The 22,463-nt window shown below is 63.4% G+C and carries 22 protein-coding genes; 11 read left to right on the top strand and 11 right to left on the bottom strand.

Annotated features, from left to right (window positions below; genetic code table 11):
- Positions 1–311 precede the first annotated feature (311 nt).
- The 6 genes from ACFDTG_RS06875 to tsaD form a co-directional block, all read right to left on the bottom strand.
- Positions 312–1,487, bottom strand: coding sequence for an acyl-CoA dehydrogenase (locus ACFDTG_RS06875; RefSeq protein ID WP_375290283.1), 1,176 nt, complete (start codon positions 1,485–1,487; stop codon positions 312–314).
- 67 nt (positions 1,488–1,554) lie between these two features.
- The gene (locus ACFDTG_RS06870) at positions 1,555–1,941 is read right to left on the bottom strand and encodes a four-helix bundle copper-binding protein (protein ID WP_375290275.1); all 387 of its coding nucleotides are present in this window, start codon (positions 1,939–1,941) and stop codon (positions 1,555–1,557) included.
- Positions 1,942–2,007: 66 nt separating this feature from the next.
- Positions 2,008–2,370: a response regulator gene (locus ACFDTG_RS06865; protein ID WP_375290274.1), complete on the bottom strand. Its 363-nt coding sequence runs from the start codon at positions 2,368–2,370 to the stop codon at positions 2,008–2,010.
- A 68-nt stretch (positions 2,371–2,438) separates the two neighbouring features.
- A complete protein-coding gene (locus ACFDTG_RS06860; RefSeq protein ID WP_375290273.1) occupies positions 2,439–3,035 on the bottom strand; it encodes a hypothetical protein in 597 nt (198 codons plus the stop codon).
- Between the two features lie 65 nt (positions 3,036–3,100).
- Positions 3,101–4,093, bottom strand: a complete 993-nt coding sequence (locus ACFDTG_RS06855; RefSeq protein WP_375290272.1) for an NAD(P)H-dependent glycerol-3-phosphate dehydrogenase — start codon at positions 4,091–4,093, stop codon at positions 3,101–3,103.
- Positions 4,090–5,130: a tRNA (adenosine(37)-N6)-threonylcarbamoyltransferase complex transferase subunit TsaD gene (gene tsaD, locus ACFDTG_RS06850; protein ID WP_375290270.1), complete on the bottom strand. Its 1,041-nt coding sequence runs from the start codon at positions 5,128–5,130 to the stop codon at positions 4,090–4,092. The genes ACFDTG_RS06855 and tsaD overlap by 4 nt, the downstream gene beginning before the upstream one ends.
- A 45-nt stretch (positions 5,131–5,175) precedes the next feature.
- Here tsaD and hemC point away from each other — a divergent pair, with 45 nt between their 5' ends.
- The 3 genes from hemC to ACFDTG_RS06835 all read left to right on the top strand — a co-directional run bounded on the left by hemC (position 5,176) and on the right by ACFDTG_RS06835 (position 7,805).
- Positions 5,176–6,111 carry a hydroxymethylbilane synthase gene (gene hemC / locus ACFDTG_RS06845; protein ID WP_375290269.1) on the top strand — a complete coding sequence of 312 codons (936 nt, stop codon included), beginning with the start codon at positions 5,176–5,178 and terminating at the stop codon, positions 6,109–6,111.
- On the top strand, positions 6,111–6,791 hold the full coding sequence (locus ACFDTG_RS06840; RefSeq protein ID WP_375290268.1) for a uroporphyrinogen-III synthase: 681 nt from the start codon (positions 6,111–6,113) through the stop codon (positions 6,789–6,791). The genes hemC and ACFDTG_RS06840 overlap by 1 nt, the downstream gene beginning before the upstream one ends.
- A gap of 63 nt (positions 6,792–6,854) precedes the next feature.
- A complete protein-coding gene (locus tag ACFDTG_RS06835) occupies positions 6,855–7,805 on the top strand; it encodes a mitofilin family membrane protein (protein ID WP_375290267.1) in 951 nt (316 codons plus the stop codon).
- Here ACFDTG_RS06835 and ACFDTG_RS06830 read toward each other — a convergent pair.
- Entirely contained in the window at positions 7,791–9,017 is a 1,227-nt protein-coding gene (locus ACFDTG_RS06830) for a UbiH/UbiF/VisC/COQ6 family ubiquinone biosynthesis hydroxylase (RefSeq protein ID WP_375290266.1), read from the bottom strand. The two genes, ACFDTG_RS06835 and ACFDTG_RS06830, sit on opposite strands and share 15 nt — an antisense overlap.
- A gap of 35 nt (positions 9,018–9,052) precedes the next feature.
- Here ACFDTG_RS06830 and ACFDTG_RS06825 point away from each other — a divergent pair, with 35 nt between their 5' ends.
- Positions 9,053–11,119, top strand: a complete 2,067-nt coding sequence (locus tag ACFDTG_RS06825; RefSeq protein WP_375290265.1) for a protein-disulfide reductase DsbD family protein — start codon at positions 9,053–9,055, stop codon at positions 11,117–11,119.
- On the opposite strand, the gene ACFDTG_RS06820 is transcribed toward ACFDTG_RS06825, so the two are convergent.
- The 3 genes from ACFDTG_RS06820 to uvrB all read right to left on the bottom strand — a co-directional run bounded on the left by ACFDTG_RS06820 (position 11,052) and on the right by uvrB (position 15,414).
- Positions 11,052–11,597: a hypothetical protein gene (locus ACFDTG_RS06820; RefSeq protein WP_375290264.1), complete on the bottom strand. Its 546-nt coding sequence runs from the start codon at positions 11,595–11,597 to the stop codon at positions 11,052–11,054. The two genes, ACFDTG_RS06825 and ACFDTG_RS06820, sit on opposite strands and share 68 nt — an antisense overlap.
- An 8-nt stretch (positions 11,598–11,605) precedes the next feature.
- On the bottom strand, positions 11,606–13,111 hold the full coding sequence (locus ACFDTG_RS06815) for a S10 family peptidase (protein ID WP_375290263.1): 1,506 nt from the start codon (positions 13,109–13,111) through the stop codon (positions 11,606–11,608).
- Positions 13,112–13,218: 107 nt separating this feature from the next.
- Positions 13,219–15,414: an excinuclease ABC subunit UvrB gene (gene uvrB / locus ACFDTG_RS06810; RefSeq protein ID WP_375290262.1), complete on the bottom strand. Its 2,196-nt coding sequence runs from the start codon at positions 15,412–15,414 to the stop codon at positions 13,219–13,221.
- 100 nt (positions 15,415–15,514) lie between these two features.
- Here uvrB and ACFDTG_RS06805 point away from each other — a divergent pair, with 100 nt between their 5' ends.
- The 7 genes from ACFDTG_RS06805 to ACFDTG_RS06775 all read left to right on the top strand — a co-directional run bounded on the left by ACFDTG_RS06805 (position 15,515) and on the right by ACFDTG_RS06775 (position 21,726).
- Positions 15,515–16,042, top strand: coding sequence for a DUF3617 domain-containing protein (locus tag ACFDTG_RS06805; protein ID WP_375290261.1), 528 nt, complete (start codon positions 15,515–15,517; stop codon positions 16,040–16,042).
- Positions 16,043–16,138: 96 nt separating this feature from the next.
- Positions 16,139–16,909 (top strand): esterase/lipase family protein, encoded by a 771-nt coding sequence (locus tag ACFDTG_RS06800; RefSeq protein ID WP_375290260.1) that lies wholly within the window; start codon positions 16,139–16,141, stop codon positions 16,907–16,909.
- 57 nt (positions 16,910–16,966) lie between these two features.
- A complete protein-coding gene (locus tag ACFDTG_RS06795; protein WP_375290259.1) occupies positions 16,967–18,391 on the top strand; it encodes a circularly permuted type 2 ATP-grasp protein in 1,425 nt (474 codons plus the stop codon).
- A gap of 16 nt (positions 18,392–18,407) precedes the next feature.
- The gene (locus tag ACFDTG_RS06790) at positions 18,408–19,352 is read left to right on the top strand and encodes an alpha-E domain-containing protein (RefSeq protein ID WP_375290258.1); all 945 of its coding nucleotides are present in this window, start codon (positions 18,408–18,410) and stop codon (positions 19,350–19,352) included.
- A complete protein-coding gene (locus ACFDTG_RS06785) occupies positions 19,352–20,167 on the top strand; it encodes a transglutaminase domain-containing protein (RefSeq protein ID WP_375290257.1) in 816 nt (271 codons plus the stop codon). The genes ACFDTG_RS06790 and ACFDTG_RS06785 overlap by 1 nt, the downstream gene beginning before the upstream one ends.
- A 21-nt stretch (positions 20,168–20,188) precedes the next feature.
- Entirely contained in the window at positions 20,189–20,938 is a 750-nt protein-coding gene (locus ACFDTG_RS06780) for a peptidase (RefSeq protein WP_375290256.1), read from the top strand.
- 140 nt (positions 20,939–21,078) lie between these two features.
- The gene (locus ACFDTG_RS06775; RefSeq protein ID WP_375290255.1) at positions 21,079–21,726 is read left to right on the top strand and encodes a response regulator transcription factor; all 648 of its coding nucleotides are present in this window, start codon (positions 21,079–21,081) and stop codon (positions 21,724–21,726) included.
- Between the two features lie 28 nt (positions 21,727–21,754).
- Here the strand turns inward: ACFDTG_RS06775 and ACFDTG_RS06770 are convergent, their stop codons facing one another.
- Positions 21,755–22,432 (bottom strand): extensin family protein, encoded by a 678-nt coding sequence (locus ACFDTG_RS06770; protein ID WP_375290254.1) that lies wholly within the window; start codon positions 22,430–22,432, stop codon positions 21,755–21,757.
- Positions 22,433–22,463 lie beyond the last annotated feature (31 nt).

Here is a 22,463-nt window from a genome sequence, read left to right as displayed (position 1 = left end):
GGCGGGTTTTCCCGCATATGTCGTTTTGCTCGGTACCGGGGGTGCTTAACCGCGCTCCCCCCGCCGCCTGCGCGGCGAGTCGCATCGGCGAGCGGCACCGGGCGGCAAAATAGGAAATCGGTAGGGCTTACGGATCGATGTCCAAGAACATGGACCACTTGGACCACGGTACAGGGACAAAACTGAGCGACCGCCGAAATCCGCCGAGAACCTGGTCTGCAAAGCGGATTTCGGGCGGTTCATGGCTGCCCTTCTGCCACGCCGGAGCCATGTAGGAAAGGTCGCTGCGCGGCCCGTCCGTTCCGCCGCGATCAGAAAGCGGGTATCCCCGTGATGGCGCGTCCCAGGATCAGCGCATGGACATCATGCGTGCCTTCATAGGTATTCACCGTCTCCAGGTTCACCATGTGACGGATGACCTGGTATTCTTCCGATATCCCGTTGCCGCCATGCATGTCGCGCGCGGCGCGGGCGATGTTGAGCGCCTTGCCGACGTTGTTGCGCTTGACGATGCTGATCATCTCGGGCGCGAACCGGCCTTCGTCCATCAGCCGCCCGACTTGCAGCGAGGCCTGAAGGCCCAGCGCAATCTCGGTCATCATGTCCGCCAGCTTGAGCTGGTAAAGCTGCTTGGAAGCAAGCGGTACGCCGAATTGTTCGCGGTCCAGGCCATACTGGCGCGCGGCATGCATGCAGAATTCAGCAGCGCCCATCGCGCCCCAGCTGATGCCGTACCGCGCGCGGTTGAGGCAGCCGAAGGGACCTTTCAGGCCCTGCACATCGGGCAGGATCGCGTCGGCGGGCAGCTTGACATCGTCCATCACGATCATGCCTGTGGTGCTGGCGCGCAGGCTCAGCTTGCCCTTGATCTTGGGGGCGGACAAACCCTCCATACCCTTGTCCAGCACGAAGCCGCGGATCGCGCCGCCGTGTGCCTCGCTCTTGGCCCAGACAACGAAGACATCGGCAAAGGGGGAATTGCTGATCCAGGTCTTGGACCCGCTCAGGCGAAATCCGTCACCATCCTGCCGTGCCACGGTCTTCATTCCGGCAGGATCGGATCCGGCATCGGGCTCGGTCAGGCCGAAGCAACCGATCAGCTTGCCGCTGGCCAAGCCGGGGAGATACTTGCGGCGCTGCTCCTCGCTGCCATAGGCGAAGATGGGATACATCACGAGCGAGGACTGAACGCTTGCCATCGAGCGATAGCCGCTGTCGACCCGCTCGATCTCCCGCGCGATCAGGCCATAGGCGACGTAGCCCGCTCCGGCCCCGCCGTATTCCTCGGGAATGGTGGCACCAAGCAGACCAGCTTCGCCCATCATCGGGAAAAGCTCGGGCGCATCGGACTCCTCGCGGTAGGCGTCGATCACGCGTGGTTGCATCTCACCCTGCGCGAAGGCCCGCGCCGCATCGCGGATCATGCGTTCGTCTTCGGACAACTGATCGTCGAGCCGGAAGGGGTCCTCCCACCCGAAAGGTACCATCTGCGCCATCTCGTCTCCTCTTCGCCTCCGCCATGTCAGGCTGAGGGCGTACGGGCAAGAGCGAGACTTAGTTCACCAGCGGAAGGGCCTTGCGGCAGTCCTCTGCGCATTCCCTGCACATGGTCGCGCACAGGTTGCAGTGCGGATTGTCGTGCTTGCTGCATTCCTCGGCACATATCTCGCACGCCTTGATGCAGGCTTCGATCTGGGCGCGCAGAACGTCGATATTCTGTCCGGTGCGTCGCACGGCCAGACGGGCGGTCGCGGCACACACGTCCGCGCAGTCCGAACAGGTGCGCACGCACTGGCTCATGTCCATGCTTTCGGACGAACAGGCATCGGCGCAGCTCGTGCAGAACAGCGCGCACAACATTGCATGGCGCGCGGCCAGAACCAGTTCTTCCGTTTCGTTATCTACCTGTGGGTGCGTGGCGACCATTTTTTGAAGCGACATGAATTTCCTCTCGTGCGAATGTTCACCACACGAACGGACCCCGGCCCCAAACTGTTCCGACGCGTTCTATTGCGGGCGTAGCGCCTCGCTGACGCGTTCGAGGATTTCACCCGGAGGGCACGGCTTCGACAGGGCCCAGGCCTGGGGGAACCGCTCGCGAACCTCTTCCACCGTCACCTGGCCCGAATGGAAGATCACGGGAATGTCCTCCGCGATCAGCTTCTCGGCCAGGGCATAGGCGGTTGTTCCGCCGAACAGCTTGATATCGAGTATCGCGATATCGGGTTTTTCCGTCTGCGCCGAAAGGAGCGCCGAGGAAGGATCGTCGAACGGTCCGGCGACAGTGAAGCCGGCGCTCTCGATCGTCTCGCATAAGTCGTAGGCGATGATTGCTTCGTCTTCCGCGACAAGGATAACCGGGCTTTTCATGTCATCGACTCCCGTTCGTACGACGACCCAGGGAGATCATACGCAGGTAAACCGGATAAGTTCCAGCCCTAGGCGTTGTTCCCAAACCTCGCCGCGTAGCCGGCATCGTCGCCACTGGCGAGAAACTTCGCCTGTTCGACCCAGGCGTCCCTGCGAATACGGCCCTGAAAGCGGCCGAGCTGGCTGTCGACGCGGTCGATCTCCGCCTCGTCCCATTTGGCGATCTGCGCGAAGGAGTTAATCCCCAAGCCTTGAAGGATCGCGGCGAGTTTTGGACCTACACCCTTGATCTGGGTCAGGTCGTCGCTGTCGGCCTGCGGTTCCTGGGCATCGGTCATGGCGGCGGCCGCCGATCCAAATCTGGCCGCCTCTCCCGCGCCCGCCAGCCCAGTGGGTGCGCTGGCCATCGCTGCGGGGGCCGTCACCGGTGAGGGGTCTGGACGTGGTGCGGGTTCCACGCGATCCGTCCGCGGGGCCGCCGATGCGGGAGGCGCGTCGATAAGGGCCTGGTTGCGTGCTGCCGGAGCTGCCCCTTGATCGAGCACATCGCGCCGCTCGCCGGTAACGCGGGTCCGCCTCGCGGCGTGAAAGATGTACCAGAAAATCGCGACCGCCGTCACGACGACCAGCAAGATCAAAAGCCAGTTGGCCTCGATGAATTCCATGGGACCGTGTCTCCTCTCCGATCAGTCCTTAGCGGGAACCCCGGCGAGGGGGAAGCTTCGGGTCTTCAGTTGCCCTCTTCGCCTTCCGCCCGCAGGGGGCGGGCCAGCAGCCCCGTGACGACCTCTGCCGCGCGGGCGCCGCCCAGCAGCCGTTCGACGGCATCGACTATCGGCATGGCAATGCCATGGTCCCGCGCCAGCCTGGCGAGAACCGGGGCGGTGAAGGCGCCTTCGGCCACGGTGCGCCGGTCGGCCATCAGGTCTGCGGGATTGCCCCCTTCCCCCAGCGCCTTGCCAAGGGAGAAATTCCGGCTGGAGGTGGAGCTGCAGGTGAGCACGAGATCGCCGAGGCCGCAAAGCCCGGCCAGGGTTTCGGCCCGAGCGCCAAGAACTGCTCCGAACCGCAGCATTTCGGCATAGCCGCGCGCGATCAGGGCAGCCCGCGCGTTCTGGCCAAGCGCCAGCCCGTCCACCACGCCGCAAGCGATGGCTAGCACATTTTTGACCGCGCCCCCGATCTCCGCGCCGATGACGTCGTCGGAGTAATAGGGCCGGAATGCGGCCCTCGCGATGGCCGGTGCCAGTCGATCCCACTGCTCCTCTGCGCCGGAGCAGGCGAGGGTGACTGCTGTGGGCAATCCCGCCGCGACTTCATGCGCGAAAGTGGGGCCGGATAGCACCGCAACCTCGCTGCCCGGCGCAGCATCGCGAGCGACGTGATTGAGCAACAGGCCCGTAGCGGCGTCGATGCCCTTGGAGCACAGCACCAGATCGCGCGGATGAGCGGGCATGCCGCCAAGCACGCTGGCCATATGCTGGGCCGGAGTGACGACCAGCAGAATTTGCAGACCGGCCATCTCGCCAAGATCCGTCGTCGCGCGGATGGAGTTCGCAAGCTGCGCGGAAGGCAGGAAGACGGGATTGCGATGCTGCGTGTTGATGGCATCCACCACGTCGGGCTCTCGCGCCCACAGCCTGACCTCGCGCCCCTCGCTTGCGAGCATCTGCGCCAGGGCCGTACCCCAGGCGCCGCCTCCCAGAACTCCGATTCCGCTCATGCCTTCACGCCCGCGCCGCGCACCGGCTCCGCATCGGGATCGAGCGGCCAGCGCGGCCTGGCGGGGATATCGAGAGGATCGCCGGCGAAACCTTTCTGGCCCAGCCGTTCGCAGCCTGCCCATGCGATCATGGCGGCATTGTCCGTGCACAGGGGGACTGGCGGTGCCACGAAGCGCATGTCGTAACTGGCCGCCAAATCCGTCAACGCGCCGCGCACCGAAGCATTGGCCGCAACTCCCCCGGCCACGACAAGGGCAGGGCATCCGCCATGATCGCGCACAGCCATGCGCAACCGATCGGTTACGCAATCGATGGCGGCGCGCTGAAAGCTCGCCGCAATATCCGCATCGCCATATTTCCCGCTGTCCTTGGCCCGAAGGACGGCGCTCTTGAGCCCGGCAAAAGAGAAATGGGGCTCGCCGCTTCCAACCAGGGGCCTCGGCAATGGAACCGCCTGCGGATCCCCCTCCAGTGCCAGCTTCTCGACCGCGGGGCCGCCAGGGAATCCGAGGCCCAGGATCTTCGCGGTCTTGTCGAAGGCTTCGCCCAAAGCGTCGTCTATGGTCGTGGCGAGGCGGCGATATTGCCCCACGCCCTCCACGCGAAGGATCTGGCAATGGCCACCGGAAACAAGCAGCAGCAGATATGGGAATTCCAGTTCCGGATCGGCGAGGCGAGGGCTGAGAGCGTGGCCTTCGAGATGGTTTATGGCGATGAGCGGCGTATCGCTCGCCATGGCCAGAGCCTTCGCGCTGACCAGTCCCACCATCACTCCGCCGATGAGTCCCGGACCGGCCGTGGCCGCGATCGCATCGCAATCGGCGAGGGATACATCGGCCTCTTCCAGAACCGCTGCGATCATCGGTGCCAGCCGCTCCGCGTGGGCGCGTGCGGCGATTTCCGGGACAACGCCCCCGTAAGGCGCGTGGGCTTCGTCCTGGGAGGCGATCTTCTGCGCCACGATCCTGCGATCGTGCGTGACCAGCGCCGCCGCCGTTTCGTCGCAACTCGATTCGATGCCCAGTACCAATGCCATGCGGCTTTCCTCTAACGAGCCCGCCCGCTAGGGCAAGCGACCGCGATGGTCGATCAGCCCAGCCCCGACAGACCCTTTCGCCTCGGCACGAGGCGTTCCCCGCTCGCCATGGCGCAGGCGGAGGAAACGCGCCGCCGCCTTTGCGATGCACACGGCTGGGACGAGAGCTGGGTCGAACTGGTGCCCGTCATCGCGAGCGGCGACAAGATCCAGGACCGCCCGCTGGCCGAAATCGGCGGCAAGGCGTTGTGGACGCGCGAACTCGATATGTGGCTCGACGAAGGCCGCATCGATGCGGCGGTCCATTCGATGAAAGACGTTGAGACGCTGCGCCCGGACAGCTTGGCCATTGCCGCCATCTTGCCCCGTGCGGACAAGGCGGACGTGCTTCTTGGTGCGCTCTCCATCGACAGCTTGCCGCAAGGGGCCACCATCGGAACAAGCGCGCCGCGCCGTGCCGCTCAGCTGCTCCATGCCCGGCCGGATTGCAAAGTCGTCATGTTCCGGGGCAATGTCGCGACGCGAAGGGCCAAGCTGGCAGCTGGGGAGGTGGATGCGACTTTCCTTGCGGCCGCAGGCCTTGCGCGGCTGGGCGAAGGCGGCATCGGCACGCGGCTCGATCCCGAGGACTGGCTTCCCGCACCGGCTCAGGCGGCCATCGGCATCGAGTGCCGCGGCAGTGACGAGGCGGCGACGAGATTTTTAAAGGCCATCGACGACGCGCCAAGCCATGCCGAGGTAATGGCGGAACGCGCGCTGCTCGCGGCGCTGGGCGGCTCATGTCACAGCGCGGTTGCCTGCCTGACCGTGCGAGGAGAGGGGGGGCTTGTGCTTCATGCCGCCATCTTCTCGCCCGACGGGGCAGAACGGATCGCGGGGGAGCAGCGCTTCGCCGAGGGAGACCCCGCAGGTCCCACGGCGCTTGCGGAGGAATTGCTCGCGCGTGCGCCGCTTTCGGTTCGCGAAACCTTTCAGGCGTGATGCCGCGACCTCTGGCGATCCTCAGGCCACAGCCCGGCTGGGATTCGACGGCAGAGCTTGCCAGAAGTCGCGGTATCGCCGCAATCGGCCATCCGCTGTCCGCCTATGAACCGATTGCCTGGTCTTTGCCGGACGGTGCTTTCGACGCCATTCTGGCTGGTAGCGCGGCGGTTTTTCGCCACGGCGGCCCCGCACTCGCCCAATTGCGCGGGCTGCCCGTTCTGGCTGTGGGCAAGAGTACCGCCGATGCAGCCCGGGGAGCCGGCTTTCGAGTGGCTGCGACCGGGCGGGGCGGATTGCAGACCGTGCTGGAGACTGCGGGAAACGATTGGCCGCGCCTTTTGCGCCTGATGGGCGACGAGCGCGTCGATCTTGAACCGATGCCGGGACAGCAGATCGAAGAGCGGGTCGTGTACCGGGTCCGATCGGTCCCGCTGGAGACCGCTTTCGCCTCGGAAATTGGGCTTTTGCGTCCGGTGATCGCCTTGCACTCTGCCGCTACGGCCCGACATTTCCGATCGGAGTGCCAGCGACTGGGGATTGACTTGCCGCGTCTGGAATTGCTGGCTCTCGGCCCCCGCATCGCAGAAGCAGCGGGCGAGGGATGGTTGGCCGTCCACAGCGCCGAAACGCCAAGTGATGCGGCGCTGATTGGCAAAGCTGCGGCTTTGTGCAAGTAACTTGCTCCGACAGGGGAGCATTGCGCGCGCGGAGCGGCGCGTCGGATCGCAGAACGGGAGCTGATGAGCGAATATTCGAGCAGGCGGCGCGCGGGCACGACCGTGCGACCGGTATTGATGGCATTGGCCGCTTCTTTCCTACTGGGCGGCGCACTCGTTGGTTATGGGGTCTATAGCTACCTGGAGCGTGACAGCGCGGTCGAGCCGGCAGCCTCTGTGTCGCAGCCTGTGCTTTCGACCACCCCCGCTGAGACGAACAGCCCGGAGCCAACGCCAAGCGCGACTTCCAGCAGAGCCGTTCAGAAGGCTACGGAGGCGGTAGAGCGGGTCGCTGAACAACAAGGCGGTCTCGACCAGCGTATCGCCGCTGCGGAACAACGGATCGCGCGGCTGGACCTTCAGGCGCAGGCGGCTGCGGGCAACGCGGCACGGGCCGAGGGTCTCCTCATCGCTTTCTCCGCGCGCCGCGCGCTGGAGCGCGGAAACGAACTCGGCTTCCTGGCCGATCAGCTTCGGCTGCGGTTCGGCGATGCCATGCCGAATGCGGTTCAGACGGTGGTGGCCTTCGGACGCAATCCGATCACTCTCGATCGGCTCGTTGCCCGCCTCGATGGACTGGCGCCCGAACTTGCCCAGACGCAAAGCGAAGCGAGCTGGTCACGGCTGCGCAGCGAGATCGCCCAGCTTTTCGTGGTTCGCCGTGAAAGCACCCCGTCTCCTCAGCCCGAACGAAGGCTCGACCGTGCTCGACTCTTTCTTCAGAGCGGGCGCGTCGAAGCTGCCGTGGCAGAAGTCAGCAGCCTGCCCGGTGCGGCCAACGCGCAGAACTGGGTTCGCGATGCCAGGCGCTATGCCGCTGCGCAGAATGCGCTGGATCTGATCGAAACGGCGGCGGTGCTGGAGCCGCGCAAGCTGCGCGACGGCACGGGCCGCGCGATCGAGCAGGCAAGCCCGGCCGATCCGGTCCCGGCTATTTCCACTTCGGCGGCTATCGAAGGGTCAGGCGCGCAGTAGATCCGGCAGGTCGCCGGCCATACCCCTGGCCTCGTCCATGAACCATCGTTTCAGCGGAGGCATCCGCTCGACACCGGCCATGCCGAAGCGCCGGATCGCTGAGGCGGCCGGGCCGGACAGACCGAACAGCCGGGTCAACCCATCGGTAGCGAGGGCCACCATGAACGCGTCCAGCCCGCGCCAGCGCTCGTAACGGGCCAGCAGCTGCGCGTCTCCCGGCTCCAGGCCCAGCCGCGCGCCTGCGTCCAAGACCTCGACCAGCGCGCCCACATCGCGCAGCCCCAGGTTGAGACCCTGACCGGCGATGGGGTGTATGCCATGGGCCGCGTCGCCGACCAGGGCGAGCCTGTCGGCAGTGATGCGCGCGGTGTGATGAAAGCCAAGCGGGAAGGAGGAGCGTGGGCCAACTCCCGTTATTTTTCCGAACAGGTCGCCCATGCGCTTGTCCAGCTCGGCCAGAAAAGCCCGATCCGACAGTTTCAAAGTACCTGCGGCGTCTTTTTCGGAGACGGTCCAGACCAGGGCACTTCGATGCGTGCCGTCTTCGTCGTCGCGCATCGGCAGCAGCGCGAACGGGCCCGCCGGGTAGAATATCTCCCACGCCACATTCTGGTGGGGCTTTTCGTGCGAAATGCCTGCGATGATCGCGCGGTGGGAGTAGTCCCACTTGGCGACCGAGATGCCCGCATCCCCCCTGGTGGGCGAATTGCGCCCCTCCGCGCCTACCATCAGCGACCCTGTGAGCGCGGTACCGTCGGACAGCTTGGCCTCGACACCGAAATCGCTGCGTTCCCGGCTGGTCACTTCGGACTTCGCGTGCCAGTCAATCAGCGGTTCCCCCCGGGCCGCTTCGAACAAGGCCAGCCGCAGACGACGGTTTTCGAACATACGCCCCAGTGTTCCTTCGTGCGCTTCAGGCGTAAAATTGAGGTGGCCCGGGCGCAGCTGATCTGTGACGGCGATCGAGGAAATGGGGCAGGCGAAAGGCTCAAGGGCGGTGGCGATGCCGATATTGCGGAACAGGTTCCAGCTCGCGGTCGAAATGGCCGATGCGCGACCGTCGAATCCGTCCGCGGTCAGGTCCGCCGGATCGGCTCGATCGACGACATGGCTGGAAAACCCGCGTTTCGCCAGTGCGAGGGCGAGCGTCATCCCGACCAGCCCGCCGCCAAGTATCACCACGTCCCGCTCGTTCGCCATCACTGCTCTCATTGCACGCCTGTCGGCTGCGCTCTAGGACGGCGCGCATGATGCAGGCAAGGGCGATCGGACGATGGTGGGCGGTGCTTGCAATGCTTGCCCTGGCGGTGTGTGCATTGCCGCTGGCCGCACAGCCGACACCCCGTCCGAACAATATCGCCCTCGATCTGGTGGCGGATGGGCAGCCACAACCAGGCTCCACATGGACCTTGGCCCTGCGCTTCACCCCCAAGTCCCCCGAATGGCACGGATATTGGAGCAATCCGGGCGACGCGGGCGCGCCGATGCGGCTCGACTGGGTACTTCCCGACGGCTGGAGCGCGGGCGAGCCGAAATATCCGGTTCCACATCTTTTGGAGATTGCCGGTCTCGCCAATCATGTCTTCGAAGGGGAGTACGCCGTGCTTGTGCCGATCAAGGTGCCGGCTGACGCGCGTATCGCCGATCTTCCGTCGATCCGGCTGACCGCGGATTATCTGGCCTGCACCGACCGGATTTGCGTCCCCGAACATGCCGAAGTATCCATCGACCCGTCGGCAGCCCGTGACGAACCGCGCTTCGCCGACTGGCGATCCCGGCTCGCACCGGATCTCGACCGGCAGGCGACCGCTACAGCCGATGGAAGGGTGCTGCGCTTGGCGGTCCCGCTGCCGGCATCGCTAGCAATCTCGCAGCCGCATGTTTTCGTCGAAACACCCGAACTCGTTCAATATGCTGCGCCACAGGCCTTTTCGCGCAAAGGCGATCATCTGATCGCCACGCTCGAACTGGCCGATGGGGCCAAGATGCCCGAAAGCGTCACGGGGATTCTGGCGCTCGGCGATGGTGAGGGCATCCGGTTTACGGCGGTACGCGGACCTGTACCGACAGGCGGCACATTGCTGGCGCCCACTTCCGCTCCCGCGCCGGATTTCTGGATCACGCTGCTGGCCGCATTCCTCGGCGGGCTGATCCTCAACGTGATGCCATGCGTTTTCCCCATCCTCAGCCTCAAGGCTCTCGCTCTGGCGAAAGCGGGCGGTGATGAGGGTGGGGCACGACGCGATGCGCTGGCCTATACGAGTGGTACGGTGCTCGTGACTCTGGCGCTCGGTGCGCTTCTGCTGGTCCTGAGGGCTGGGGGCCAGCAGATCGGGTGGGCTTTCCAGTTGCAGGAACCCGGCGTGGTGGTGGCGCTTTTCGTGCTGGCGGTCGCGCTGACCGCCAATTTCCTGGGTCTGTTCGAGATACCCGGAATGGCTATCGCCGGGGGCGGCGCATCGCAAAGCGGTTCGTTCGGCACCGGTCTTCTCGCGGCCTTCGTCGCGACGCCATGCACCGGGCCGTTCATGGCCGCGGCTCTTGGCGCCGCGCTTTTGCTTCCCGCGGTAGAGGCATTGGCGTTGTTCGCCGCTCTGGGATTGGGCCTTGCCTTTCCGTTCCTGCTGCTGGGGTTCGTGCCCGCGTTGCGATCTCGCCTGCCTCGGCCGGGAAAATGGATGGAGACGTTCAGGCGCTGGATGGCGCTGCCCATGGGGCTTACCGCACTGGCGCTCGCCTGGCTGGTGTGGCGTCTTGGCGGCGTGTGGTTCGCGCTGGGCGCGGGCGGCACCGCTATCGCTTTCTCCTTTGCCCTGATGCAATTCTGGGGGGGCAGACGGGGCCATTTCGCCGGGCCAGTGGCTGCGACTGTTGCACTGGTACTGGCGGCGTCACTGCCCTTCCTCGTCCGAGCCCCGGGCCCGGGCGCCGTCCAGACCGATGCGCTGCTCGCCAGTTCGCCCTTCAGCGAAGACCGTCTTGCGGCGGCAAGGCGAGATGGGCCGGTATTCGTCTATTTCACCGCCGACTGGTGCCTGACCTGCAAGGTCAACGAGGGGGCGGCCATCGAGCGGGAAAGCACCCGTGACGCGTTCAAGTCAGCAGGGGTCACCGTGCTTCGCGGGGACTGGACCCGACGCGACCCGGAAATCACCCGCTTCCTCACGGCGCAGGGCGCGGCGGGCGTTCCTTTGTACCTGTGGTATCCCGGGCAGGGCGATCCTGTTCAGCAACTGCCCCAGGTGCTTACTCCCGGGCTCTTGGCGGAACTTGCGCGCGGCAGCGATCGATCAGCTCGCCGGGAAGCCGGCTAGCATTGAGGATCACGCTTCCTGCTCCGGGAACCGTCGCCTCTACTTGCCGCGCACCCGTCAGCCCCTCGAAATTGCGGCTCAGCGCCGGTTCGCTTCCCCGCCAGAGCCAGCTGCCGTCTTCCCGCGTGGCGTCGATCTTGAGCCTGCTGACATACCCATTTCCGATCAGAGCCAGTATCGCCTGAGCGCGCGGATCGGCTTCGGCAAAGCGCGTGTAGATTATATTGGGTACGCCTTTCTCCAAAGCGCATTCGAGCGAAAAGAGGGCGGGACTGCCCGGTTTTCCGTAAATCAGCCGGTTTGCTCCCTGCGCGCTTGGGACCCAAACCGCGCCTTCGGTGTCGGGCGAGTCGATCGGGGTAGACGGCGCGCTGCGTTCCCCCATGCCCACGCGCGCGACATAGCGGTCTGCGGCCGGCGGATTGCAAGCAACCAGACACAACAGGGGTGAGAGGGCCAATGCGACGCGGGACTTCATCGCGCCGCTCAGCGGTTCCGGATGAAGGCGCGGATATCGGAGGAAAGCTTGCTCCGGTCCTCGTCGCGCACATACATCATGTGGCCGGAATCATAATAGGCATACTCGATACGATCCTGCGGAATTCCCGTGCGGGTCAGCGCGTATTCCGCTGCGAAGAACGGCGTGGCGAAATCATACCAGCCCTGGCCAACGAAGATGCGTAGACCGCTGTTCTCACGCAGGGCGCGGCCAAGATAGGGGGTGACATTCAGATAGGCATTGGTGTCGCGCCCGCCCTGAAGGCGCCAATCCCAGTCACCCACCCCGCCAATGGTCACATAGTCCCGCTCGGTTTCGTAGCCGATGGTATCGCGGAAATAGGCATTGGCGGCAGCAGTGTAGCCACCGTCGATACCGTAGAAACTGGGATCGTTATCGGGATATTCGCCGGCGCTGTCGTAATCTATGCCAGTATAGCGGCTGTCGAGACGACCCACGGTCAGGCCGCGATCGCGCAGAAGTTCCTTGTAGAAGCGGCCTGCGGTTACGCGCAGATCGGCCCGGTCGAGATAGGCTTCGGAAAGGCCAGTGAACCGGGCCAGTTCGCGGCGGACTGCGGCGCGCTCGGCGTCTTGCGCGCGTTGGCCCTTCAAAAGAAATGCTGCGTAGGGGCCCAAGGCGAATTGCCGGGCCGCCTCGGCGAAAGCGGCGGGGGTTTGCCCCGTGCCTGCCTTGCCATGATATTGGGCAGTCACCGCCATGCTTGGCAAAGTGGTGATGTAGCCCAGTTCGGCCCCTTCCGTATCGGCGCCGGCAGCAAAATCGAGAACGGTAGAGATCAGGATCACGCCGTTGAGCGACACGTCGTTATAGCTGCCCTCCAGCTCGTTCACGACCGCAGCCGACCGGGTTGTGCCATAGCTTTCACCGCCCAGGAATTTCGGACTGTTCCAGCGCCCGTTTTCGCTCAACCACAGCCTTATCACCTTGGCGACCGATTTGGCATCCTGCGAAACACCCCAGTAATCCTTGGGATCGGTGTCGCCGATCACATGGCTGAAGCCGGTGCCGACCGGATCGATGAAGACCAGATCGGTCACATCCAGCAGCGAATCAGGGTTGTCGAGAATGGGGTAGGGCGGGGCGCCATCGTCGCGCGCGTCCGACGGAATCGCCACGCGCTTCGGTCCGAAGGCCCCCATTTGCAGCCATAGCGAGCCCGAGCCGGGCCCGCCATTGAACAGGAACGTCACGGGGCGATCGGGATCGCGCGGCTCGGCGATATAGGCGGTGGTGACGATTGCCGCCTTGGGATGGCCCTTGTCGTCCTTCAGCACCTGCTCGGCGACGCTGGCGGTGTATCGCAAGGTGCGTCCGCCAAAGGTGCCGGTGAAGTTTTTGCTGGCGCTGACAGGCTTGTATTCACTGGTCCTGGCAGGCTCCGCCCCGGCCCCGGATTTGTCCTGCGCCTGAGCCATCGTGACGGCCAGGGAAATGGCGAGGGCGGCGGAGACCCATGTCTTTGCTGTCATGCCGTCGCTCCTATAAGCGAGGGCAGGATTAGGCAATTGCCGTAGCGCCAGCGGCTGAGGCCAGCCGATTGCGAGCCGACGAGCGTCTTGCGGAGCGGCGCAGCCAGTTAGGGTTTGCCGCCCATTCGCTTGTAACGCGTCTTGCCGTAACGGGTCTTGCGCGTGCCGGGTTTTCCTTCGTTACTGCGACCGACCAGCGGCGCCTTCTTCGCATCATCCGGCAGGCCAAGCTCATCGTTCTCAAGCCGCCGGATCTCGTCGCGCAGGCGGCCTGCCTCCTCGAATTCCAGATTGGCTGCGGCATTGCGCATCCGTTTCTCCAGATCCTCGATGTAAGACCGCAGATTATGACCGACGAGGTTGTTCCGCTCGTCCTCTCCGGTGTCCACGGTCACGCCGTCGCCCGCTGCGGTGTGCGCGACTATGTCGGCGATCTGGCGGCGGATGGTCTTCGGCGTGATGCCGTGCTCTTCGTTATAGGCCCGCTGCTTTTCCCGGCGGCGCTCCGTTTCCGCCATCGCGCGCTCCATGCTGCCGGTAACGCGATCGGCATAGAGGATCACGCGCCCATCCACGTTGCGCGCGGCGCGACCGATGGTCTGGATCAGACTGGTCTCGGAACGAAGAAAGCCTTCCTTGTCGGCGTCGAGAATGCACACCAGTCCGCATTCCGGAATGTCCAGCCCTTCGCGCAGCAGGTTAATGCCGATCAACACGTCGTAAACGCCAAGGCGAAGGTCTCGAATGAGTTCGATGCGTTCCAGCGTCTCGACGTCCGAATGCATGTAGCGGACCTTCACACCCGCTTCGTGCATGAATTCGGTTAGGTCTTCCGCCATGCGCTTGGTCAGCGTGGTGACCAGGGTGCGGTAGCCCTTGGCCGCCGTCTTGCGGCATTCCTCGATACAGTCCTGGACCTGGTCTTCGACCGGACGAATGTCGACCGGGGGGTCGATAAGACCGGTCGGACGGATGACCTGCTCTGCAAAGACACCGCCGGTCTGCTCCATCTCCCACCCACCGGGCGTAGCGCTGACCGCAAAGGTCTGCGGCCGCATCGCATCCCATTCGTTGAAGCGAAGCGGACGGTTATCGATGCAGCTGGGCAGACGAAAGCCGTACTCGGCCAGCGTGATCTTGCGGCGGTGGTCGCCGCGCGCCATCGCCCCGATCTGCGGCACGGTCTGGTGGCTTTCATCCACGAACAGAAGCGCATTTTCGGGAAGATATTCGAACAATGTGGGGGGCGGTTCGCCCGGAAGGCGCCCGGTCAGGAAGCGGCTGTAGTTCTCGATACCGGCGCAGCTGCCCGTCGCGGCTATCATTTCGAGATCGAAATTGGTGCGCTGTTCCAGCCGCTGCGCCTCCAGAAGCCGGCCTTCCTCGTGCAATTCCTTAAGCCGCTCGGCCAGCTCGAACTTGATGGCCTCGGAGGCCTGCTTCATCGTCGGCCCCGGGGTCACATAGTGGCTGTTGGCGTAGACCCGGACCTTGTCGAGGCTGGCGCCCTTAGTGCCTGTCAGCGGATCGAACTCGCTGATCTCCTCGATCTCGTCGCCGAAGAAGCTGACGCGCCACGCCATGTCCTCGTAATGGCTGGGGAAGATCTCGAGGCTATCTCCGCGCACACGAAAATTGCCGCGCTGAAATGCGGCGTCGTTGCGCTTGTACTGGAGCGCGACAAGCTTGCGGATGATCTCGCGCTGATCCTGCACGTCACCCTGCTTGAGGTCGAAGATCATGGCCGAATAGGTTTCGACCGAGCCGATGCCATAAAGACAGCTGACCGAGGCGACGATGATTACATCGTCGCGCTCCAGCAGAGCCCGCGTGGCACTGTGCCGCATCCGGTCGATCGCCTCGTTCACCGAGCTTTCCTTCTCGATGTAGGTGTCCGATCGAGGGACGTAGGCCTCGGGCTGGTAGTAGTCGTAATAGCTGACGAAATATTCGACCGCGTTCTCGGGAAAGAAACTCTTGAATTCGCCATAGAGCTGCGCTGCGAGGATCTTGTTCGGCGCCAGGATCAGCGCGGGGCGCTGCAGTGCTTCGATGACCTTGGCCATGGTGAAGGTCTTGCCCGACCCGGTCACTCCCAGGAGAACCTGGGTCTGCTCACCCTCATGCGCGCTGTCTACCAGTTCGGCGATCGCGGTAGGCTGATCGCCGCTCGGTTCATATTCGCTCACCAGCTTGAACTTGCGGCCCGGCATCGATTTTTCCGGCCGAACCGGCTTGTGGGGGACGAATTTGTCCGATGTGTCGGGCTCTTCCAGCCCCCTGCGGATGACGAGTTCGGCCATAGCGGGCGATATGTGCGCAATCCCCCTCTTTGTGAAGACAGCGCGGTGCTGTACGTTGGGCCCACGAGCAAAGAGGGGGATTGCTATGTTACGTGCGATCGTGAGCTTGACCTTGGCGACGGCTATTCTTGCCGGCTGCGGCGACTCGAATGGAGCCGATACCAACGACGACGGCGAAATTACGTCCGAGGAAATGGCCAAGGAGGCGGTCAGCGGCGGCGACATCACCATGCGTGCGGGCAGGTGGGAACACAGAGTTCAATTCACTGAAATGGATATCCCCGGTGTGCCGGATGACATGCGCGACATGATGCGATCGCGCATGGAAAACGCCATCACTTCCGAGCAATGCCTGACGGAGGAGGAAGCCAGTCGGCCAAGCCCCGAATTCTTTGGCAGCGAAGATCAGAAAGACTGCCGGTACGACGAATTCGATCGAAGCGGCAATCGCATGACCTTGCGCATGACGTGCCAGGCGGGCGAGGGTGGCACGGTCAACGTCGCGATGGACGGCGATTTCGGTGAAGAGAGCTTCTCGCTCGATTTCGACAATGAGGTGACCGGCAATCCCATGGGCCGGATCATCATCAAGGGCAGCGTTTCCGGCAAACGCATCGGAGACTGCTGAGGGGACAGCATCCGCCGAACTGGGGGCCGCTTCCCGTATCCTAGGAACGCCAGTTCTCATCGCGCATTAATGCGATGAAGGATATGTGACAGTTCCATGGCAACCCACCCGTTAAATTTCGCATCCGGGCTTCAGGCGGGCACGGCAGAGCTGGCCCGCAGGATTGCATTGGCGCGAGAGGCGCAGCCCGAAGATGTGCAACCGCCCCGTCTGGGGCGATTCGTGGCCGAACTCAGCTGGCTGGCCGAACCTTTCATCCGCCCCTTCCGCCGGATCAAGGTCCAGCCCGCTGCCCATCCCGCCACGGTGATGTTGCTGCCCGGGTTTGGTGCGCACCCTTCCCGCATGCGATATCTGGCGAAGCATCTCGAAAGCGCGGGGCACAGGGTCAAGCGCTGGGGGCTCGGGTTCAATCTCGGCATCACGCCCGGAAAATTCGATGTGATGGAGCAGCGGCTCCTGGCGCTGCATGCCAGATATCAGGTGAAGATTACGCTGGTCGGCTGGAGCCTTGGCGGCGTTTTCGCACGCGAATTGGCAAAGCGGCATCCCGACAAAGTTCGGAGAGTGCTCACGCTCGGATCGCCGTTTTCCGGTCACCCGAAGGCCAACAATGGATGGCGCGCCTATCACCTGATTGCGGGCCATCATGTCGAAGACCCGCCAATCGACTGTACGATCAATACCAAGCCGCCGGTCGAGACGATTGCATTCTGGAGCCCGCGCGACGGCATCGTCTCACCTCGCTGCGCCAGTGGCCGAGCCGGCGAACGCGACCGCGCCGTGGCGCTTCGCTGTACCCACATGGGATTTATTCGTGCCAAAGGTTCCATCGAGACGATATTAAAGGAACTGGACAGGGCCTAAGTTCGTTGCAATGCAGCAGAAACGGCCATCATCACGTGGGCCGAATACAGGGGGTCCATGGCGGGCGGAACGTTTTTCGACGAAATGCACGACGCTGATGGTGGCGTCCGCAGCGCTTACAGGCAGTATGACGGCTGGCTGAAAGACCAGGACGTTGCCTTCCTCAAGCGAAAAAGCCGTGACGCCGAAGAGACTTTTCGCCGTATCGGCATCACCTTCAACGTTTACGGTCAGGACGAGGCCGAGGAACGGCTGATCCCCTTCGACATGGTGCCGCGGGTAATCACCGCCGGCGAGTGGCGCCGGCTGTCGCGCGGGATCGAACAGCGTGTGCGAGCGCTCAACGCATTCCTTCACGATCTTTATCACCGGCAGGAAATCATTCGCGCCGGGCGTGTTCCGCAGAGTCTGTTTCGCAACAACGAAGCCTGGCTGCCGCATATGGTGGGCATGACGCCTCCCGGCGGGATCTATACGCATATCGTCGGCATCGATCTGGTCAGGACCGGGCCGGACGAATTCTATGTTCTGGAAGACAATGCACGTACGCCGTCCGGGGTGAGCTACATGCTCGAAAACCGCGAGACCATGATGGCGATGTTCCCGGAACTGTTCATGCGGGTGGGCGTGCGGCAGGTGTCGAATTATCCGCGCCGCCTCGCGCGAAGCCTGGCGGCCTGCGCACCCGAAATGACGGAGGGCAAGCCGAACATCGCGGTGCTGACGCCGGGCATCTATAACTCCGCATTCTTCGAACACGCTTTTCTCGCCGAACAGATGGGCGCCGAGCTCGTCGAGGGGGGCGATCTGCGCGTGGTGGATGGCAGGGTCGCGATGCGCACCACGCGCGGGTACCGCCCGGTCGACGTGCTGTACCGCCGGGTGGACGACGAGTTTCTCGACCCTCTGACGTTCAATCCCGACAGTGTTCTGGGCGTGCCCGGCATCATGGACGTCTATCGGTCCGGGGGGATTACGATCGCCAATGCGCCGGGGACGGGGGTGGCCGACGACAAGGCGATCTACTCGTTCATGCCGGAGATCGTCGAGTTCTATACCGGCGAGAAGCCTCTGTTGCCCAATGTCGAAACCTGGCGCTGCGCCGACGAGGACAGCTGCAAATACGTCCTCGACAATCTTGCCCAACTGGTGGTGAAAGAAGTCCACGGTTCGGGTGGCTACGGCATGCTGATCGGCCCGGCGTCCTCCAAATCCGAGCTCGAGGCCTTTCGCAAGAAGATCGCGGCCAACCCGGGCAATTACATCGCACAGCCCACCTTGTCGCTTTCAACCTGCCCCATCTTTACCGAGAAGGGGCTGGCCCCGCGCCATGTGGACCTGCGCCCCTTCGTACTGGTTTCGCCAGACGCGATCGAGATCACACCCGGCGGCCTGACACGCGTTGCGATGAACGAGGGTTCACTGGTCGTGAATTCCAGCCAGGGCGGCGGAACCAAGGACACATGGGTGCTGAAAGACTGATGTGCGGGATTGCATCATGCTAGGCCGGACCGCCAACGCCCTGTTCTGGATGTCCCGCTATCTGGAGCGCGTGGACAACACCGCGCGCATGATCGACGCCGGACTGCGCATGGGGCTGACGCGCGATCTGGTGACGTCCGAGGAAGAATGGCGGTCCGTCATTGCGGCGGCCGGTCAACGTCAGGATTACGAGGCCGCGCACGCCAGCTACACCGGGGTCCAGGTGTGGAACTTCATGCTTCGCGACACGAATAACCCGATGAGCGTCCTCGCCACCTTCGGGTTGGTGAGGGAAAACGCCCGTCAGGCCCGCAATGTCGTGACCAGTGAGCTGTGGGAAGCGCTGAACGACAGCTGGATGCAGATCCGCGATCTGCTTTCGAAGCCGGTCTCGGAACAATGCGTGATCGATGTGCTGTCTTCGATCCGCCACGCGGGAATGCTGGCCCATGGGGCGATCATCGGTACCATGCCGCGCGATGAGGGATTTCACTTTGCCAGGGCTGGAACCTTCATAGAGCGGGCGGACAACATCGCCCGCCTTCTCGATATCAAATATTATCTGCTCCTTCCTTCGCTCAACTATGTCGGGTCCAGTCTCGATACCGGTCAATGGGACAGCATTCTGCGCGCCGTTTCAGGCGATCGCGCCTATCGCTGGCTGAATACGGCACACATCGATGCGCGCGGGATCGTGGAATTCCTCGTCTTCGACGAGCGTTTCCCGCGCAGCCTGTCCTATTGCCACCAGGCGCTTCGCGAGCATCTCGATGCACTGGCGCGGATGCACGGGACCGAGGGCGAAAGCCACCTCCTCATGCGCGAGGCCAATCTCGATCTCGACGATACTGGACTGGAGGGTGTGTTCGACCGCGGTCTTCATGAATTCCTGCTCGATTTTCTCGCAGCGAACGGCCGGATCGGCCTTGCCATCTCCGAAGATTACAGGTTCCTTTCCTGATGCGCCTCGCCATTCGACACAGCACCCGATACCGCTTCGAAAGACCGGTGGTTCACGCCCTTCAGCGCCTTCATCTCACGCCGAAGGAAACGCAGGGCCAGGAAATCCTCTCGTGGTCGATGTCGTTCGAGAACGCGACTAAGGAACTGGAATACGAGGATCAGCACTATAACACGACGACGCTCGTTTCGGTGGAACCCGGCACGCAGGAGGTGGTGATCTCATGCACCGGCCTGGTCGACACGCATGACCATGCCGGGGTGATCGGCCAGCATGCCGGCCATCTGCCGCTATGGAGCTTTCGCGGCCAGACCGATCGAACCCGGCCCGGCTCCAGCATGCGCGCGCTGGCCAAGGAACTCCGCTCGGAGGATCGCGAACCGCTGGCCATGCTCCATACTCTTTCGGAACGGGTCCTTTCGCGTATGCCCTATGCGAAAGGCACCACGATGGTCGGTACGACCGCGGAAGAGGCGCTGTCCCAACAGACCGGCGTCTGTCAGGACCACGCCCATGTTTTCATCGGCGTGGCGCGCATCATGGGCATCCCGGCGCGCTATGTCAGCGGTTACCTGATGATGGATGACCGCATCGATCAGGAGGCTACGCACGCCTGGGCCGAAGCGCATGTGGAGGGGCTCGGCTGGGTCGGGTTCGACATCTCGAACGGTATCAGCCCGGATCAGCGCTACGTCCGCGTTGCGACCGGACGCGACTACCGCGATGCCGCGCCTATCACCGGCATAAGCGTTGGAACCGCGAACGAAGACCTTGAAGTCGCCGTCGCGGTCGAGCAGCAATCGCAAGAACAATAGAACACCAAGCGGAGAGAAACGATGACCTATTGCGTCGGCATGATGCTGGACAAGGGGCTCGTCCTCATGAGCGATACGCGCACCAATTCCGGAGTCGATAATGTTTCGGTATTCCGGAAGATGTTCAGCTTTCAGGTGCCCGGAGAGCGGATCATCACTCTGATGACGGCAGGTAATCTCGCCACCACGCAATCGGTGGTGAGCCAGCTGGAGGAGCGCAGCAAGATCCCGGGGGAGCGACACAACTCCCTGCTCGAGGCACCAACCATGTTTCAGGTCGCCAGCGAAATTGGCAAGCTGCTGCGAACGACTATTGGCGCTCGGCAGGAAGCCAATGGCGCGCGGGGGCAGGGGCGGTTCACCGCCTCCATTATCGTGGGCGGCCAGATCAAGGGCATGGAGCCGCGGCTTTTCATGATCTATCCCGAGGGCAATTTCATCGAAGCGGGGCTGGATACGCCATTCTTCCAGATCGGGGAGACCAAGTATGGCCGTCCGATCATACTGCGCGGTTACGACCGGGAGATGAGCATGGAAGATGCGGTGAAGCTCCTGATGGTGTCTTTCGACTCCACGCTCAAGGCGAACCTGTCGGTCGGTCTTCCCCTGGATCTGATGGTAATCGAAAAGGATGGCTTCGCGGCTGCGCACCAGGAACGAATCGGCCATGACGACGCGTATTTTCAGGCGATCTCCAGCAGTTGGGGCGATGCACTCAAAAGTGCGTTTCACTCCCTCCCTGACTACAGCTTTTATCGAACTGACGGATAGATAACCCTTAGAATTGTGCTTTAGGAGCGCCTGCCACTGCGTTAGGCATTATTCCCTAGGTGAAATTGCTCGTTCTCTTTTGTTCCCGCAGCGCATAACCTCGCTCGACTTGGGAAGAAGAAACTAGAGAGGGTTCGGGTATGCGTACCCCACGTGTCCATGTCGTGGCGCCGACGAGCGAAGAACGTGCAGAGCAGGCGCGATTGTGTTACGAAATCGGTGCACACGCTGAAATTTACGGAAGTATGATCGAGCTTGTCGATCATGCCCCAGCCAATGGGATCATATTGGTTCGCGATGGTGCCGATGGACTGGGCGTCACCGATCTGATGCGGATGATGTCGGAGAGGGGGTTCTGGCTACCGGTTATCGCCTATGGGGAAAAGCCCGCCGCGTCGCAGGTTGTTCAAGCAATCAAGTCCGGAGTGGTGGATTACCTTTCTCTACCGCTGGGCGCCGAGCGCCTGAAAACAGCCCTGTCAACCATCGAGAGGGACGTGAATTCCTTTTCGCTGATGCAACGGCGCGCCGTTGCGGCGCGCAAGAAACTTGCTGCGTTGACCAGCCGGGAGCGGGAGGTTCTCGACCTGGTGTCGGCCGGAGCCAGCAACAAAATCATGGCGCGGGAACTGAGCATCAGTCCCCGCACGGTCGAGATTCACCGCGCGAACATGATGACCAAGCTGCACGCCAACCACCCCGCCGAAGCAGTCCGGCTCAGGCTGGAAGCGTCCATGGGGTACGGGTCCGAAGAATTTCCCATGATCGAAGAGTTCATCGCCGCCTGATGCCGGCGCCGAGCATTGGACTGGAGCTCTAGCGACAGAAGCTACCCCGGCCCAGTTCCACGTGCAGATGATTGTGATGGGCTGCGTTGTAGTCCGGACCCAGCACGGTGCCGAAGCGCTTGCAGGCGCTTGCATGGATGATACGGAAAAACTGGCGTTCGCTCGCAGTGCCGTTCCACGCTTTTTCAACGGTGATCACGCGACCGTCCGACAACAGGAATCCCCCGATATCGATCGCTTCGGCGCGTGAATGGGCGGAAAGCCTGCCCGTGCCCGCCACGTTGCGGCATGAATAGCTCCCCATGGTCTGGATCCGCGCCAGCCCGGCGCCCAAAATCTGGCGCGCCGCGCGATCGACGCCGTAGCGTGCCCAGCCAGCGAAGGCGTTGGCCAGCGGGCAGGCCACAGGTCCCAGGTTCGTAAGGTCGAAGCGTCCTTCGTCGCCCCTGATCGCCTCCAGCCTCACCGAGCCCACCGCCTGGCAACCCGGTGCGTAATAGCGATCCTCCAGCGGCCCGAACCGCGCCCCGCTTGCGCCAAGCTCGGCCAGGCATTGCCGGGTTTCCGGCTGCGACGCGATGACCGGCTGAGTCACCGCACCGGAGCTGCGGGGTGGTGCACTCGTTTTCCGCGCCGGAAGGGCGCTGCACCCTGCCAGGGTCAAAGCCGAAACGGCGGTGCAAATGGCGAGGGCGTTGATACGCATGGGGGGCAGCTTATCGCGCCACCCTTGCCCT

This window comes from Qipengyuania sp. (assembly GCF_042095715.1).
In the GTDB taxonomy this organism is placed as follows: Bacteria; Pseudomonadota; Alphaproteobacteria; order Sphingomonadales; family Sphingomonadaceae; genus Qipengyuania.
This window is presented reverse-complemented; position numbering and strand designations above follow the sequence as displayed.

What these genes read in the sequence shown, in the direction of transcription:
- ACFDTG_RS06875 (WP_375290283.1), bottom strand. Translation starts at nt 1,487, where the DNA reads ATGGTACCTTTCGGGTGGGAGGACCCCTTCCGGCTCGACGATCAGTTG.
- ACFDTG_RS06870 (WP_375290275.1), bottom strand. Translation starts at nt 1,941, where the DNA reads ATGTCGCTTCAAAAAATGGTCGCCACGCACCCACAGGTAGATAACGAA.
- ACFDTG_RS06865 (WP_375290274.1), bottom strand. Translation starts at nt 2,370, where the DNA reads ATGAAAAGCCCGGTTATCCTTGTCGCGGAAGACGAAGCAATCATCGCC.
- ACFDTG_RS06860 (WP_375290273.1), bottom strand. Translation starts at nt 3,035, where the DNA reads ATGGAATTCATCGAGGCCAACTGGCTTTTGATCTTGCTGGTCGTCGTG.
- ACFDTG_RS06855 (WP_375290272.1), bottom strand. Translation starts at nt 4,093, where the DNA reads ATGAGCGGAATCGGAGTTCTGGGAGGCGGCGCCTGGGGTACGGCCCTG.
- tsaD (WP_375290270.1), bottom strand. Translation starts at nt 5,130, where the DNA reads ATGGCATTGGTACTGGGCATCGAATCGAGTTGCGACGAAACGGCGGCG.
- hemC (WP_375290269.1), top strand. Translation starts at nt 5,176, where the DNA reads ATGGTCGATCAGCCCAGCCCCGACAGACCCTTTCGCCTCGGCACGAGG.
- ACFDTG_RS06840 (WP_375290268.1), top strand. Translation starts at nt 6,111, where the DNA reads ATGCCGCGACCTCTGGCGATCCTCAGGCCACAGCCCGGCTGGGATTCG.
- ACFDTG_RS06835 (WP_375290267.1), top strand. Translation starts at nt 6,855, where the DNA reads ATGAGCGAATATTCGAGCAGGCGGCGCGCGGGCACGACCGTGCGACCG.
- ACFDTG_RS06830 (WP_375290266.1), bottom strand. Translation starts at nt 9,017, where the DNA reads ATGAGAGCAGTGATGGCGAACGAGCGGGACGTGGTGATACTTGGCGGC.
- ACFDTG_RS06825 (WP_375290265.1), top strand. Translation starts at nt 9,053, where the DNA reads ATGATGCAGGCAAGGGCGATCGGACGATGGTGGGCGGTGCTTGCAATG.
- ACFDTG_RS06820 (WP_375290264.1), bottom strand. Translation starts at nt 11,597, where the DNA reads ATGAAGTCCCGCGTCGCATTGGCCCTCTCACCCCTGTTGTGTCTGGTT.
- ACFDTG_RS06815 (WP_375290263.1), bottom strand. Translation starts at nt 13,111, where the DNA reads ATGACAGCAAAGACATGGGTCTCCGCCGCCCTCGCCATTTCCCTGGCC.
- uvrB (WP_375290262.1), bottom strand. Translation starts at nt 15,414, where the DNA reads ATGGCCGAACTCGTCATCCGCAGGGGGCTGGAAGAGCCCGACACATCG.
- ACFDTG_RS06800 (WP_375290260.1), top strand. Translation starts at nt 16,139, where the DNA reads ATGGCAACCCACCCGTTAAATTTCGCATCCGGGCTTCAGGCGGGCACG.
- ACFDTG_RS06795 (WP_375290259.1), top strand. Translation starts at nt 16,967, where the DNA reads ATGGCGGGCGGAACGTTTTTCGACGAAATGCACGACGCTGATGGTGGC.
- ACFDTG_RS06790 (WP_375290258.1), top strand. Translation starts at nt 18,408, where the DNA reads ATGCTAGGCCGGACCGCCAACGCCCTGTTCTGGATGTCCCGCTATCTG.
- ACFDTG_RS06785 (WP_375290257.1), top strand. Translation starts at nt 19,352, where the DNA reads ATGCGCCTCGCCATTCGACACAGCACCCGATACCGCTTCGAAAGACCG.
- ACFDTG_RS06780 (WP_375290256.1), top strand. Translation starts at nt 20,189, where the DNA reads ATGACCTATTGCGTCGGCATGATGCTGGACAAGGGGCTCGTCCTCATG.
- ACFDTG_RS06775 (WP_375290255.1), top strand. Translation starts at nt 21,079, where the DNA reads ATGCGTACCCCACGTGTCCATGTCGTGGCGCCGACGAGCGAAGAACGT.
- ACFDTG_RS06770 (WP_375290254.1), bottom strand. Translation starts at nt 22,432, where the DNA reads ATGCGTATCAACGCCCTCGCCATTTGCACCGCCGTTTCGGCTTTGACC.